Annotated in this window: 13 protein-coding genes; 2 read left to right on the forward strand and 11 right to left on the reverse strand. The window is 63.4% G+C overall.

The genetic code is table 11. The annotated features are described in order from the left end of the window. Positions 1-10: 10 nt before the first annotated feature. The 10 genes from HJB91_RS00105 to HJB91_RS00150 all read right to left on the reverse strand — a co-directional run bounded on the left by HJB91_RS00105 (position 11) and on the right by HJB91_RS00150 (position 10,452). On the reverse strand, positions 11-154 hold the full coding sequence (locus tag HJB91_RS00105; RefSeq protein ID WP_176536271.1) for a hypothetical protein: 144 nt from the start codon (positions 152-154) through the stop codon (positions 11-13). 103 nt (positions 155-257) lie between these two features. After that, positions 258-2,213 (reverse strand): BTAD domain-containing putative transcriptional regulator, encoded by a 1,956-nt coding sequence (locus tag HJB91_RS00110; RefSeq protein WP_210632446.1) that lies wholly within the window; start codon positions 2,211-2,213, stop codon positions 258-260. 255 nt (positions 2,214-2,468) lie between these two features. Beyond that, a complete protein-coding gene (nadC, locus tag HJB91_RS00115) occupies positions 2,469-3,350 on the reverse strand; it encodes a carboxylating nicotinate-nucleotide diphosphorylase (protein ID WP_221144769.1) in 882 nt (293 codons plus the stop codon). A gap of 1 nt (position 3,351) precedes the next feature. Next, positions 3,352-4,896: an L-aspartate oxidase gene (locus HJB91_RS00120; protein WP_210632448.1), complete on the reverse strand. Its 1,545-nt coding sequence runs from the start codon at positions 4,894-4,896 to the stop codon at positions 3,352-3,354. Further along, on the reverse strand, positions 4,893-5,864 hold the full coding sequence (gene nadA / locus HJB91_RS00125; protein ID WP_221144771.1) for a quinolinate synthase NadA: 972 nt from the start codon (positions 5,862-5,864) through the stop codon (positions 4,893-4,895). The genes HJB91_RS00120 and nadA overlap by 4 nt, the downstream gene beginning before the upstream one ends. 69 nt (positions 5,865-5,933) lie before the next feature. Next, positions 5,934-6,830, reverse strand: coding sequence for an NrtR DNA-binding winged helix domain-containing protein (locus HJB91_RS00130; protein ID WP_221153256.1), 897 nt, complete (start codon positions 6,828-6,830; stop codon positions 5,934-5,936). A 119-nt stretch (positions 6,831-6,949) separates the two neighbouring features. Continuing rightward, the gene (locus HJB91_RS00135; RefSeq protein ID WP_221153257.1) at positions 6,950-7,765 is read right to left on the reverse strand and encodes a 3-methyl-2-oxobutanoate hydroxymethyltransferase; all 816 of its coding nucleotides are present in this window, start codon (positions 7,763-7,765) and stop codon (positions 6,950-6,952) included. A 23-nt stretch (positions 7,766-7,788) separates the two neighbouring features. Further along, entirely contained in the window at positions 7,789-9,015 is a 1,227-nt protein-coding gene (locus tag HJB91_RS00140; protein ID WP_221153258.1) for an FAD-dependent oxidoreductase, read from the reverse strand. Between the two features lie 11 nt (positions 9,016-9,026). Further along, positions 9,027-9,341 (reverse strand): MocE family 2Fe-2S type ferredoxin, encoded by a 315-nt coding sequence (locus tag HJB91_RS00145; RefSeq protein WP_221153259.1) that lies wholly within the window; start codon positions 9,339-9,341, stop codon positions 9,027-9,029. 22 nt (positions 9,342-9,363) lie between these two features. Continuing rightward, positions 9,364-10,452 (reverse strand): fatty acid desaturase family protein, encoded by a 1,089-nt coding sequence (locus tag HJB91_RS00150; protein WP_210632454.1) that lies wholly within the window; start codon positions 10,450-10,452, stop codon positions 9,364-9,366. Positions 10,453-10,575: 123 nt separating this feature from the next. Here HJB91_RS00150 and HJB91_RS00155 point away from each other — a divergent pair, with 123 nt between their 5' ends. Together HJB91_RS00155 and HJB91_RS00160 are read left to right on the forward strand one after the other, a co-directional pair. Continuing rightward, a complete protein-coding gene (locus HJB91_RS00155; RefSeq protein ID WP_221153397.1) occupies positions 10,576-11,604 on the forward strand; it encodes a LacI family DNA-binding transcriptional regulator in 1,029 nt (342 codons plus the stop codon). Between the two features lie 162 nt (positions 11,605-11,766). Further along, the gene (locus HJB91_RS00160) at positions 11,767-12,579 is read left to right on the forward strand and encodes a TIM barrel protein (RefSeq protein ID WP_221144775.1); all 813 of its coding nucleotides are present in this window, start codon (positions 11,767-11,769) and stop codon (positions 12,577-12,579) included. Positions 12,580-12,637: 58 nt separating this feature from the next. On the opposite strand, the gene cobM is transcribed toward HJB91_RS00160, so the two are convergent. Next, positions 12,638-13,396, reverse strand: coding sequence for a precorrin-4 C(11)-methyltransferase (gene cobM, locus HJB91_RS00165; protein ID WP_221153260.1), 759 nt, complete (start codon positions 13,394-13,396; stop codon positions 12,638-12,640). Positions 13,397-13,400 lie beyond the last annotated feature (4 nt).

A 13,400-nucleotide genomic window follows, 5' to 3' on the forward strand; every position in this document is an offset into this window, starting at 1 on the left:
GATCTCGCTCTTAGCGGAACTTCAGCGCATGGGTCAGGTTTTCGAGAGCATTTGCCGTGACGTTGAGTTCGTCCTGCTTCATCGCAGCCTTGGCTGCGGCCGAGAAGCGCGGCTGAGAGGGCATTGCTGCATGGGTTTCAACAGTGGTTTTCATTGTCCATCTCCAATGGGATAGGCAGCCGGCTGCCGTTAACCATTGCAGAGGAACACTGTCTGCGTCATTTAACCGTTACAGGCTTCGTTAAAAGGCCATGCAATCAGGGAAGTCCGGCCAGTTGGAGGCCATGAATCAGCGTTTCCGTGTAGCGGGGATCGCGGTCGGGAACGAAATGGCGGATGTCCTCGCTGCGGAAATCCGGGAAATTTTCCAGAACGACGTTGGCGTATTTGCCGGCTTTTTTCATATCGCCCGCCATGGCATGGGCAGCCGCCAGCAGTCGCGCGGTCGCCTGTTTCGACTGCACCGGCTCAAGCGCCTCGATCGCCTGGTTATATTCGCCGCGATCGAAGTGGATGCCGCCACGATTCCAGTAGTAATAGTCCGGCGGCAGCGGATTGAGCTTGAAAGCCGCGTTGTTCAGATCCAGCGCCTTGTCAAAGTCGCCGTAGTGGCAGAGCGCGTCGGCATAATCGGCAAGGATGTCGGCGTCGTTGGGATTGAGATCCTGAGCCTGCTGGAAATAGTCCAGGCTTTCGTCGAAACGGCGGCGATACAGCGCCACGAAACCGAGTTCGCGGTAGGCCCGGCCGCTGTTCGGGTCGGATTGCTGCGCCAGTCGGGCGGCGCCATTCGCCTCGTCGAGCAGTTCGGTGTCCTGCATGCCCCGGATCAGCCATTCCATGCCGAGCGCGCGCGACACGCCGGCATGGGCGGCCGAGAAATTCTCGTAGCGATTGAGCGAGGATCTGAACCACTTGCGCGCCTGGCGCAGATGCTGCAGGTCTGTTTGGGCGATCAGGCGCTTGCCTTCGAGATAAAGACGGTAAGCCGATGGCGGCGCCTCGCCGATCGGCATCGCCAGCTCGCAGCGTTCGACGGTGTCGGCGAGCGAGGAGACGATGCGCCGTGTCAGATGCGCGAAGGATTCACTGATCTTCTGCATGACCAGCGGCAGTTCCAGAGCCCAGATCACCTCTGAGGTCGCCGTCCGCGTCAGACGGCAGGTCGCATAGACATCCTCGTCGCGGCCCTGGATGGTGACGTAGACCGCATAGTCGAAGCTGAGGTCGAGCGCACGTGGCACAGCGCGAGCCGGATCGACCGAACGGCTGAGGATTTCAAGGCTCGTATGGGCTGCGATCACCTTGAAGCCGCGCTGCTGGCTGAGGCCGATGGTGACATCTTCAAGAAGGGCCCTGCCGACGCGCTCCATCAGCGGATCGGTGAAAATGCTTTCCGGCGGCAGGATGATGATCCGCGGCTGGCCGAGCAGATCGGCGAAGCCGCCGGGCGCTGCCGACGGACGTTCGGCCGCCGCGGGTTGAGCTGCCGGGATCAGGCCGAGTTCGCGGGCGAGCGCGGTGGTGCTTTCCTCCGGCTCGGTGTCGAATTCGTCCTTCAGCTGGCTCTTGCACTTCAGATAGGATTGGCGGGCCGCGGCCGGATCGTTCATCCTGACATAAGTGCGCATCAGGGCGCGATAGGCCGTCTCGCTGGCGGGATCGAGCTCCAGCAGGCGACGGGCAAAGGCCACCTGCTCATCATCCGATCTGTCGTCAGCGGTTTCCACCAGCCGCGTCAGATGGGCGGCGCGCAATTCGTCGACGCGCTGGCGCTCGTATGTCAGCCAGTCTTCGGCGCCCTGCGTCGGCGACTTGGCGCCTTCAAGCAATTCGCCGTTCAGAATGTCGCCGTCTTCGGCTGCGATGGGCCCCTTCTGTTTCATTATATGGACGTCGACTTCCCAGCCGTCGGCAAGGCCGATATGGGTTCGGGTCGCTTTCAGCAGCGGCGGCAGGTCGGCGGGAATGCTTTGCTCGATACGCGCCAGCAGCTGGCGCAGACTGCCCGCGCGTTTTTCCGGGGCTTCCGATTGCCAGAGCTGCCGCCTGACGGTTTCGCGGTCGAGTTCGAGATTGGCTTCGGCGGCGAGCATGGCGAAGAGAAAATAAGACTTCTCCGGCAAGGGGAGTTCCCTCCCCGCTGCCAGCAATCGCGGTCTTCCGAGCAGGCAGAGCCTGTTCGTCGACATCTGTCCGGATGTCCGTTGCATCCCGCTTCTCACCCCTGAAGACCAGACGCGCATGCGCGCCGGCCACTCAGGAACATGTTAGAGCGATAATAAGCCCGCGCATAGCGCAAAAAGAAGTTTTTACACCGAATATTTGCATTTTCTCACATGAGCGGCCGGAAATGCTTGCCAACACTTTGCCCCCGACGTGATTTGGATCGATTATTCCAGCCGCTGCGGCCTCTACAGCCGCAACCAACAGCAAGCGAGCCTGATCGATCACAGCATCTGCGCGATCTATTTGGTGCTGGTTTGCGTCGCGCCGGCGGCCTCGACGAAATCGAGGCCGATATCCAGCACTGGTGCGCTGTGCGTTAGCCAACCGACCGAAATAAGGTCGACGCCGGAAGCGGCGATTGCGGCGGCCGTTGCCGGCGTCACCCGGCCGGATGCCTCGGTGATTGCCCGCCCGGCAACGATTGCGACGGCCTCGCGCAGCTGGTCCGGCGTCATATTGTCGAGCAGAACGGCATCGACACCGACGGCCATCGCTTCCTGCAACTGATCGAGCCTGTCCACTTCGACCTCGATCTTGACCAGATGACCGACGCCGGCCCGCGCCCGGCGGATCGCCTGGGCAACACCCCCTGATATGGCCACGTGGTTGTCCTTGATCAGCACTGCGTCATAAAGCGCGAAACGGTGGTTCACGCCGCCGCCGGCCCGCACTGCATATTTCTCCAGAGCCCGCAGCCCGGGCGTCGTCTTGCGCGTGCAGGCGACCGAGGCCTTGGTGCCGCTGATGGCTGCGGCAATCCCGGCCGTGACGGTGGCGACGCCCGAGAGATGGCCGAGGAAATTCAGCGCGGTGCGCTCACCGGTCAAGAGCCCGCGCGACGGGCCTTCGATCGTGGCGATGACGTCACCTGATTTGACTGCATCACCGTCGTTGAGATGGCGGCGCATGACGATCTGAGGATCGACGAGCGTGAAAGCGAGGTCGGCCGCATCGAGGCCGGCGATCACGCCCGGTTGGCGAGCGGCCATCACCACCGTGGAGCGGTGATCTGAGGGAATGACCGACGCCGAGGTGATGTCGCCGGCAAGGCCGAGATCTTCGAGCAGGGCTGCCCGCACCAAGGGTTCGATAATCAGACGCGGAAGCGGAACGAGGCTCATGTCAGGCGCTCCTGGCCAGCGAATAGGGTGGTGTGGCGCGGGCAATCTCCAGCGCTTGGGAAAGGCGCATCCGGCGGCGTTGCGCATCGGCGAGCTGCAGGGGAAAATCGGTGCGGGCGTGGGCGCCGCGCGATTCCACCCGTAGGCTGGCAAAGACGGCGATCAGCAATGCAACAATGGCCGGATCGGAGCCGGGGCCGTCGCCCTCGGCAAGTGGCAGCAATGCGGCGATTGCGCCTTGGAGGGCATCCGCATTGCGCAGCACGCCGAGATGGCGCGAGACGATCGTGCGGATGGAGGATGCGTCGGCCGGCTCCGGAAGCTGTTCTGCGAAGATGGCACCGGCGCCGCCCGCCGGCATGGCCGATATGTCGCGCGCCGCCCGCATGCCCATGACAGCCGCCTCGAGCAGCGAATTGCTGGCAAGCCGGTTCGCGCCGTGCAGACCGGTCGAGGCGGCCTCGCCGGCGACCCAGAGGCCGGCGACCGAGCTGCGGCCATTCGCATCCGTCGCGACGCCACCCATTTGGTAGTGCACGGCCGGACGCACCGGGACGAGGTCTTTGGCCGGATCGATGCCGGCCTCGCCGCCAAGGGCAGCGATGACGGGGAAGCGCGCGGCAAAGCGACTGCCGAGCGCCTTGCGAGCATCGAGGAAGACGCGGCCGCCGCGGGCGATCTCGGCACTGATGGCGCGCGCCACCACGTCGCGCGGCGCAAGTTCGGCGCCCGCTATGCCGGCCATGAACCGTTCGCCGCGTTCGTTGACAAGCAAGGCCCCCTCGCCGCGCACCGCCTCGCTGACAAGCGCCAGGGGCCTGCGGCGTGAATCGAGCGCCGTCGGATGAAACTGCACGAATTCCATATCGGCAAGCTCGGCACCCGCCCTTGCCGCGAGCGCAATCCCCTGACCAAAATTGCCCATCGGATTGGTCGTCGCATCATAAAGTCCGCCGATCCCGCCGGTGGCGAGCACCAGCCTTGTCGTCGAAAGGACGGCGGCCGCGCCGCTTGCGGTCGCGCAGAGCAGCCCGGCGACGCGCTCGCCGTCCATCAAAATCCGTCGCGCCTCGAGGCCTTCGAGCACGGTGATGGCCGGCGTCCGCGCCACGGCCCGCACCAGCGCTGCGATGATCGCCGCACCTGAGCCGTCGCCTTCGGCATGGACGATGCGGCGGCGGCTATGGGCAGCCTCCAATCCGAGCGAGAGTTCCCCGGAGTCATTGCGGTCGAAGCGGACCCCGGCTTGTTCCAGTGCTGCAATGGCCGCCGGCGCCTCCGCAATGATGCCGGCGGCGACCCTTCGGTCGCAGAGCCCGTCGCCGGCGGCAAGCGTATCGGCAAGATGCAGTGCGGCGCTGTCGTCGGCGCCGATACTGGCGGCAATGCCACCCTGCGCCCACGCGCTGGAAGTCTCGGCGCCGAGGCCGGCGCGGGTGACGATGACCGAAGGTTCCGGCGCCAGCGTCAGCGCCGTCATCAGCCCGGCAAGGCCGCTGCCGACGATGACGGTGCGGCCAGTCAACTGCTCAAGGATCTCGGTCATATCGAAAGCATCCTCTCGACGGCGCGGCGCGCGGCCACAGCGATTGCCGGATCGACCGTCACCTCGTGGCGGTTTTCCTCGAGTGCGGCGCGGATATTGGCGAGCGTGATCCGCTTCATATGCGGGCACAGATTGCAGGGGCGGATGAATTCGACGTCAGGGTGGTGGACGGCGACATTGTCGCTCATCGAGCACTCGGTGAGCAGCACCACCCGTGCCGGCTTCTGCCTGCCGACATAATCGGACATGACAGCGGTGGAGCCGGCAAAATCGGCCTCCGCCACCACGTCGGGCGGGCATTCCGGATGGGCAAGCACCGTCACGCCGGGATGGTTTTCACGCAGCTGGCGGACATCGTCAGCGGTGAACAGTTCATGCACTTCGCAATGCCCATGCCAGGCGATGATCTCGACATCGGTCTCGCGGGCGACGTTGCGGGCGAGATATTCATCGGGGATCATCAGCACCTTCGGCACGCCGAGCGACTCCACCACCTGTTTGGCGTTGCCCGAGGTGCAGCAGATGTCGGAGGCGGCCTTCACCGCGGCCGAGGTATTGACATAGGTGATGACGGGGACGCCGGGATGGGCCTGGCGCAGCAGCGCAATATCCTCCGGCGTGATCGATTCCGCCAGCGAGCAGCCGGCGCCGAGATCGGGGATCAGCACGGTTTTTTCGGGATTGAGAAGCTTGGCAGTCTCGGCCATGAAATGCACGCCGGCCAGCACGATGACATCGGCATCGACCTCAACCGCCTTGCGGGCGAGCGCCAGGCTGTCGCCGACAATATCGGCCACGCCGTGAAAAATCTCAGGCGTCTGATAATTGTGGGCGAGAATGACGGCGTTGCGGCGGCGCTTGAGCTCGAGAATGGCGTTGACGTCATCCTCGAACGACATCCATTCGGCTTTGGGAATGACGCGGCTGACGCGGTTATAGAGCGAGGATGCGGAAACTGGGTGGTTCATGGCCGGCTCCTAATTATGCTCTACTTGAGCATATCATAGGCAAAGACATATCCTCGCTGTGAGCATATGTCAATTGCGGGAGAGCGGTAATTTCGTTCCTGCAAGCGCCCGTTCTTCGAGCACTGTATGGCGGAAGCGGAAGAGCTTGGCCGGCCGGCCGCCGGTTTCGCTTTCCGTTCCGCCGGTCTCCTCGACCAGGTCCTGCTGTTCGATGAGGCGGCGGAAATTCTGTTTGTGCAGTGTCAGCCCCGCCAGGGCCTCGATCGTGCGCTGCAGCCGCAGAAGCGTAAAACTCTCCGGCATCAGTTCGAAGACGACGGGGCGGTATTTGATTTTGGCGCGCAGCCGGGCAATCCCGGTCGCCAGAATGCGGCGGTGATCGGCAAACATCGCCCGGCCGAGATTGGCCTCCACCCGGCATCCGGCTTCGGCCACGAGGCCGGCTTCATAAAGCAGTTCATAGCGTTGCAGGGCGAGATCCTCATTCCAGCCGCCGCCGTCGAGGCCGAAGGTGAAGTCGGCGCGGCGGTGGCGATGGTGCCGCCGGGCCGGATCGGCATCCGCCCAGCGTCTGAGCCGCGCGACGATCTCGTCCAGCACGGCCGGCCGGCCCTGCCGGTGGTCTTCCCAGGGAAAATAGTCGTACCAGCCGTGCCACCCCGGCCGGCCGGAGCCCGCCTGCTCGTTGACGAGGCCGAGATAGCTGATCGAGATCGTCCGTCCGCCAAGAATCTCGTTGTTCCGGTCGCGGTCGGCGAAAGTATAGAGCTGTTCGAGGTAACCGACCGGGTGTTCGGTCTGCTCCTGCACCCATTCGCGCAGGCCCGATTGCAGGGTTCGATGGCCCATTTCGAACGGACCCGACGGCAGCGCGTTGCCGGATCGGATGGTCATGACGCGTGGCTCATCCCCCGTCACCGCGACGAGCACCGCAATCAGTTCCGCATGCGCAAAGCCGATCGTCACAGGGGCCGAATACTCCGTTCCGAATGAATCGAACGTATCATTCCTGCCACAGGCGGCGACGGAAGCCAATGGAACGTTCCCCCTCTCCTCCTGGCAGAGGGGGAGCCCCGGGGCAAGCGTCAGCGCTTGCCCGTCTCGTTAGTCAGCCGGTCGAGGAAAATCTTCAGTTCGGCGTCGTCGATACCGACGCAATGACGCTTTTCCGGATAGGCGCCGGTCCTGACGTCCTCTCCGAATTCGGTGAAGGCGGCGATGCGTTCGCGCTGCAGCCTGTCATGTTCGGCGGCGAAGTTGCGGTAGACCTTGGCATGGCGCGGGTAATGGTCGCGATTGGCTCCGAGCACGTCGTCGGCGAAGAGATATTGGGCGTCGCAGCCGCTGCCCGCGCCCATCGAGATCATCAGCATCGAGGTGTTGTCGCTGATGGCGGCGGCGACATCCCCCGGCACGACTTCGATTTCGGCGGCAAAGGCGCCGGCCTCTTCCAGCACCTTGGTCTGTCGCCAGATCTCGGCCGCACTCGCCGCCGTCTTGCCGACGGCGCGGAAGCCGCCCGTCCAGGTGGCTTTCGAGGGGATCAGCCCGAGATGGCCGCAGACCGGGATGCCCTCGTCACGCAGGCGCCGAATCGTCTGCAGGCTGGCGGCGCAATAGACGGCGTCGCCGCCGGCCTTCAGCGCGGCGAAGGCGGCGCGCAGATAGTCTTCAGCCGAGACATGGTCGCCATATTCGAGACCCGGAATGGCAAAGGGCGTGGGGGCGATCTCGCGGAAGACCGGGCCGAGCAGCGACGGTGGTACAGAGACCATGTCGATCCCGGCCTTTTCGGCGGCTTCGGCCTCCTCGAGCGAGGTGACGCGCAGCATGGTCAGCTGGCGCCTGCCCTTTTCCGCAAGCAGGTCGGCAACGGTTGCACGCTTATGTTTTTTCATCATCAATTCCTTTGAAAATATGGGATTCAGGCGGCCAGAAGGGATTTCAGCTTGATGTTGCTTGATGTCAGCGCGACAGGGTCCGGATGGGCACCAGCCGCGATCAGCATTTCCGCAAGCCTGATATCACGCGCCACGGCATTGCCCGGTCCGATGCCGCTCGCCGCAATCAACCGGCCATGGGCGTCGAGGTGGAAGAGAATGAAGGCGCCTGGGCCGAGGTCGCGGCGCAGATGCAGGACCGCCCCTCCGGCGAGGCCTGCAATCTGCAGCGTCACGTCGTATTGATCCGACCAGAACCACGGCACCGATGAAACGGCTTCGTCGAGGCCGAGCATGTTGGCTGCGGCCAACGTGCCCTGCTCCTGGGCATTGCGCCACGATTCGAGCCTTACACGCCGGCCGCCATAGATCGGCAATGGGAAGGAGCAGCAATCGCCGGCGGCAAAGACATCCGGCGCCGAGGTCCGGAGATAGGTGTCGACGGCAATACCGTTTTCGATTGTAAGCCCCGCCCTTTCGGCGATGTCGACATTCGGCCGCGCGCCGATGCCGACGAGGGCGAGGTCGGCCTCTACCATCTCGCCCGTCGACAGTTTGATCACGGCCTTCCCGCCTTCCTCGGTCAATGTCTCGATCGAGACGCCGCAGCGGATATCGACACCTTCGGCGCGGTGGCGTTCGGTGAGCAGATGGGCGATCTCCTCCGGCACGCCGCGTTTCAGCACCCGCTCCAGCCCCTCGATAACGGTGACGTCGGCGCCAAGCAGGCGCGCCGTCGCGGCAAGTTCCAGCCCGATGAAGCCGCCGCCGATAATGGCGATATGGCGTCCCGGCTTCATCGCCTTGCGCAGAGCGGCCGCATCGTGATGGGTCCGAAGCGAACGGATATGCGGATTGCCTTCCGGAGCGCCGGGGAATGATCGCGCGGCCGCGCCCGTCGCCAGCAGAAGCTTGTCGTAGGAAAGCGCGGTGCCATCCGAAAGCATGACCCTCCGCGAGGCAGGATCGAAATCCCTGGCTTCAAGACCGGTCAGCAGCCGGATGTCGCTTTCGGCGTATTTTTCCGCAGCGGCGATGAATTTCGGATCGCCGGCATCGGCGGAGGCAGCCTTGGAAAGCGGCGGCCGTTCATAAGGGTGAAGGGGTTCGGCGCCGACAAGCGTTATCTCGCCGGCAAAACCTTTTTCCCGCAGAGCGAAAGCGGCGCGGGCACCACATTCGCCCGCACCGAGAATAACGAAATGTGCCACATCGACCTCCGTCAGACCGAGATGAAGACGGAGCCGCCTTCGACCTTGACCGGATAGGTCTTGAGATTGACGCAGACCGGCGCACCCTTGGCTTCGCCTGTCTTGTAGTTGAAGCGGCCGTTATGTTTCGGGCATTCGATGATTTCATCCATGACAAGCCCGTCGGCGAGATGGATCTGTTCATGCGTGCAGAGCCCGTCGGTGGCGAAGAATTCGTCGTCGGGACTGCGGTAGACCGCGAAGGTGCGCCCGCCGTGATCGAAGCGGATGACATCCTCTACATCGATCTCGTCCTTGCCGCAGACTTCGATCCAGTTTCCGCTCATCTCTAACCTCCCTCGATTGTGATTATTGCGCCGCCGGGGCGAGTTCTTTGTGGAATTCTTCGCGATAGGGCCGCGCGGTGTCCGGCAGTTCCCGCTTCAGGAAATAATCCTCGTTGCGCAGCTGGCGCAGGAAAGCCGGGATCATCTCGCGGTAGCCCGACCAGATCGACGGGTTCGGTGCCGGCAGATCATGCTTGATCATTGCGTGCAGCCGGGGCAGCGCGTGATAGGGCACCATCGGGAACATGTGATGTTCGACGTGGTAATTCATGTTCCAATAAATGAAACGGCTGATCGGGTTCATATAGACCGTACGGCTGTTCAGCCGGTGATCGATGACGTTATCGGCAAGGCCGCCATGTTGCAAAAGCCCCGTCAGCACGTGGTGCCAGGCGCCGTAGAGGCGAGGCAGGCCGATCAGCATCAGCGGCAGGATCGAGCCGGTGGCGACCGCGACGGCGATTGTCGCGAGATAGATCGCCAGCCAGATACGGGCGAAGCGGATCGCCTTCGGCTGCTCCATCTCCGGAATAAAGGTTTTTTCCGTCGCGCTGATGACGCCGAAGGCGTTGCGCAGCATGTCGACGACGGCATGCCAGACGTCGAGGATGCCGAAGAAATTGAGGACCAGCCGGAAGAGGTCCGGCGGCCGCATGACGGCGATCTCCGGATCGCGGCCGACGATGACCGTATCGGTGTGGTGGCGCGTATGGCTCCAGCGCCAGGTGACCGGATTGCGCATGATCATGAAGCAGGCGATCTGGTAGACGACATCGTTCATCCAGCGCGTCTTGAAGGCGGTGCCATGGCCGCATTCGTGCCAGCGGCTGTCGGAGGCCGAGCCGTAGAGCACGCCATAGGCGAGAAAGAAGGGCAGCGCGATCCAGGAGCCCCAGAAATAGATGCCGAGACCGGCAAAGACCATCATGCTGCCGAGCCAGATGACCGTGTCACGGATCGCTGGCGCATCGGAGCGCTGCATCAGCGCCTTCATCTCCTTGCGCGAAATCTCGGTGTGATACCATTCGGCAGCCGCCAGTCCCGTCTCCACCGCGATGCGGCCGCTTTCCCCGAGCAGGTCGTAGTCACGTTTCTTTGTCTGGGTCGCCATTATCCGCCTCCCTATGCCGTTGTCGGAAGAATAGGTTGACTTTGGGCGACGCTCAATGCAGGCTTGATGTAATCTATCAAAAGCCATCATGAATGGCTCGCATCCATGAGCGAATACATCACCATGCGCCGCCCCACCATTTCCGATCTCGCCCGCGCCTCCGGCGTCAGTGTCGCCACCGTCGACCGCGTTCTCAACGCTCGTCATCGTGTGCGGGAGGAAACGGCGCGGCGGGTCTATGATGCAGCGCAGGAGATCGGCTATCATGCCGTCGGCCTCATCCGGCAGCGCGTCTTCGAAGATTTGCCGCAATACAAGCTCGCCTTCCTGCTGCAGAAGCCGACGCAGGCCTTCTATCAGAGCTTCGCCCGGGAAATCGAAGCAGCGGCACGCGCCGTCACCACCGCCCGTCTCCAGATCCAGATCGAATACCCGTCTGCGACGACTCCTGCCGCCATCAATGAGAAGATCAAGTCGCTCGGCGCCCGCAACCAGGCCGTTGCCGTTGTCGGCCCCGACTACCCCGCGGTTACAACGGCGGTCGAGGAATTGAAGGAGCGCGGCATCCCCGTCTTCTCGCTGCTCTCGGACCTCGCCACCGGCGTGCGTGACGCCTATGTCGGCGTCAACAACCGCAAGGTGGGACGCACTGCCGCGTGGATGATTGCGCGTACGGCGCACAGGCCCGGCAAGGTCGCCTGTTTCGTCGGCAGCCACCGCTTCCACGGCCATGAACTGCGGGAGATCGGTTTCCGCTCCTATTTTCGCGAGAATGCGCCTGAATTCGATGTCGTCGAAACATTGATCAACCTGGAGACCGCCGAAATCACCCATGAGGCAACGCTGACGCTGCTGCAGAAACATCCCGACCTCGTTGGGCTTTATGTCTGCGGCGGCGGCATGGAGGGGGCGATTTCGGCGTTCCGTGAAGAGGATGTCGGCGGCCGGATCGTGCTTGTCGTCAACGAGTTGACGCCAGAGAGCAAGGCGGGTCTCGCCGACGATATCGTCACCATGGTGGTCGCCACTCCCCTGCCCGCTCTCTGCAAGGAGCTTTTATCGCTGATGCTCGGCGCGATAGAGCACGGTGAGGCCACCGTTCCCGGCCAATCCTTCCTGCCTTTCGATATCTATATTTCCGAGAATATCTGAGCAATGATGGAGTTCTATCATCGCGCCTGAAATTCTTTCAGCAATGAAGGCTGGCGCCGGCAATGACGGATGGATTGCCCCGTAAATTCGGATAGAGATTCGCTCGCCCATTCACGAGTACCGCTCCGCTCATGTCGCGGAGACGAGGAGGATATAACCGTCATGACTTCGATCCGCTTTGCCCTCAACCATATGGCCGCGCCATCGCTTGCCGTCGACGATTTCTTCGCGCTGGCAAAGTCGCTCGGCATTGATTCCGTTGAGATCCGCAACGACCTTTCCGGCAATGCCATTCTCGACGGCACCAAGCCTGAAGCGATCAGAGAAGCAGCCGCCCGCCACGGGCTGACGATCATTTCGATCAACGCGCTGCAGCGCTTCAACGAATGGAATGAAGCACGCGCCCGGGAAGCTAGGGAATTGATCGATTATGCCAGCGCATCGGGCGCCAAGGCGCTTGTCCTCGTTCCGAAGAATGACGGCACCGGCTGCGCCGACGGCGAACGCCAGGCCAATCTGCGCGAGGCTCTGTCCGCGCTGAAGCCGATGCTCGATAAGGCCGGCATCATCGGCCTCGTCGAGCCGCTCGGCTTCGAGATCTGCTCGCTGCGTTCGAAGACCGAGGCGGCCGAGGCGATCAAGGAGCTCGGCGCGCAATCGACCTTCAAGCTCGTTCACGACACCTTCCACCATCACCTTGCCGGCGAAGCAGCGACCTTCCCGGAATTGGCCGGCCTCGTGCATATTTCCGGCGTGAGCGATCCCTCCGTGTCCGTTGCCGATATGCGTGACTCCCATCGCGTGCTCGTGGACGGCGACGACCGGCTCGACAATGCCGGGCAGATCAAGGCGCTGCTGCAGGCGGGCTATAGGGGCCCGTTCTCCTTCGAACCTTTTGCTGCGGAAGTTCATGCGGTCAAGGATCCGGCCGCTGCGCTGCGCGCCAGCATGGATTACCTGACGGCGCGAGTCTGAGACCCGATGCACGCTTCTCTTCACGATCGGCCGCCGGCGAGCGGCCGATCGTGAGACACTATTCCCGCCCCCTGAACCGGCGCTGATAGGCCGGATCATAGAGCGAGCTCTCGCGAAAATCCTCCGCCGCGAGCGACGGTCCGACGAAGATGATCGCGGTGCGTTCGATCGGTTCGGCCGCAACTCTTGCCTCGATATCAGCGAGAGTGCCGGAGAGGATGCGCTCGTCCGCCCAGGAGGCTTTGACGACGATGACGATCGGGCAGTCTGCGCCGTAAAGTGGCGTCAACTCGTCGACCACCTGCTTCAGAGCATGGATCGCCAGATGGATCGCCAGCGTAGCACCCGTCGCGCCGAATTTTGCGAGCCTCTCTTCGTTCGGCATCGGTGAAGCGCGACCGGAAACGCGGGTCAGCACCAGGCTTTGGGCGACGCCAGGGATCGTTAGTTCGCGCCCCAGTGCTGCGGCCGCGGCCGCAAAGGCCGGAATGCCGGGGGTCATCGTATAGGCGATGCCGTGCTTCTGCAGCCGGCGCGCCTGCTCGGCCACGGCACTCCAGACGGAGAGGTCGCCGGAGTGCAGCCGGGCGACGTCCTGGCTGGCGGCAGCGGCACGGAGATATTCCGCCTCGATCTCATCGAGCGACATCGGGGCAGTATCGACGATGCGCGCGCCAGGCGGGCAATATTGCAGCAGTCCCGGCGAGACGATTGAGCCGGCATAGAGGCAGACCGGGCAGCGGGCGATGAGATCGCGGCCACGCACCGTGATCAGATCCGCAGCGCCCGGCCCCGCGCCAATGAAATGCACCGTCATCCCG

The sequence above is a fragment of the Rhizobium sp. NLR10b genome, from assembly GCF_019685435.1.
Lineage (GTDB): Bacteria > Pseudomonadota > Alphaproteobacteria > Rhizobiales > Rhizobiaceae > Rhizobium.

Coding starts and splice junctions, on each gene's coding strand:
- HJB91_RS00105 (WP_176536271.1), bottom strand. CDS start 154: ATGAAAACCACTGTTGAAACCCATGCAGCAATGCCCTCTCAGCCGCGC.
- HJB91_RS00110 (WP_210632446.1), bottom strand. CDS start 2,213: ATGCAACGGACATCCGGACAGATGTCGACGAACAGGCTCTGCCTGCTC.
- nadC (WP_221144769.1), bottom strand. CDS start 3,350: ATGAGCCTCGTTCCGCTTCCGCGTCTGATTATCGAACCCTTGGTGCGG.
- HJB91_RS00120 (WP_210632448.1), bottom strand. CDS start 4,896: ATGACCGAGATCCTTGAGCAGTTGACTGGCCGCACCGTCATCGTCGGC.
- nadA (WP_221144771.1), bottom strand. CDS start 5,864: ATGAACCACCCAGTTTCCGCATCCTCGCTCTATAACCGCGTCAGCCGC.
- HJB91_RS00135 (WP_221153257.1), bottom strand. CDS start 7,765: ATGATGAAAAAACATAAGCGTGCAACCGTTGCCGACCTGCTTGCGGAA.
- HJB91_RS00145 (WP_221153259.1), bottom strand. CDS start 9,341: ATGAGCGGAAACTGGATCGAAGTCTGCGGCAAGGACGAGATCGATGTA.
- HJB91_RS00150 (WP_210632454.1), bottom strand. CDS start 10,452: ATGGCGACCCAGACAAAGAAACGTGACTACGACCTGCTCGGGGAAAGC.
- HJB91_RS00155 (WP_221153397.1), top strand. CDS start 10,576: ATGCGCCGCCCCACCATTTCCGATCTCGCCCGCGCCTCCGGCGTCAGT.
- HJB91_RS00160 (WP_221144775.1), top strand. CDS start 11,767: ATGACTTCGATCCGCTTTGCCCTCAACCATATGGCCGCGCCATCGCTT.
- cobM (WP_221153260.1), bottom strand. CDS start 13,396: ATGACGGTGCATTTCATTGGCGCGGGGCCGGGCGCTGCGGATCTGATC.